The organism is Xenorhabdus yunnanensis (assembly GCF_028598805.1).
GTDB classification, from domain to species: Bacteria; Pseudomonadota; Gammaproteobacteria; order Enterobacterales; family Enterobacteriaceae; genus Xenorhabdus; species Xenorhabdus yunnanensis.
Window position 1 is genome coordinate 1 of record NZ_JAQRFI010000267.1, and the last position, 350, is coordinate 350.

Annotated in this window: 1 protein-coding gene; it reads right to left on the minus strand. The window is 48.9% G+C overall.

Annotated features, from left to right (window positions below; genetic code table 11):
* Positions 1 to 94: 94 nt before the first annotated feature.
* Positions 95 to 350 (minus strand): HNH endonuclease (locus tag PSI23_RS22185; RefSeq protein WP_273557067.1); only part of this gene is annotated, 256 nt, incomplete at its 5' end.

Below are 350 nucleotides of genomic sequence, written 5' to 3' on the forward strand. Positions count from 1 at the left end.
AAAGTGCCGTGCGTAAAAATTTGAGGAGGGGGTCGGTTCCGCTGGGAAGCGCGTTGGTCATTTTTGATACCCCCACCCACTATTTCATTTGTTATTATTCTGCGACTAACCAACCGCGACGCTTTGCCGCTTCGGTTTCCCGTTCCTGATAGATACCCTGTTTACGCTTCGCTTTGGTGATAGGATCTGTCTGTACGGTCTTGCGGTTATGGCAGGGCGGGCATAACGATTGATGATTAGATTCAGGCCAGAACAACACATCAGCTTCACCCTGTATCGGGATAATGTGATCCACAATCGTTGCAGAGGCATAGATATCTTGCTGTAGGCAGTGGACACATAACGGATTC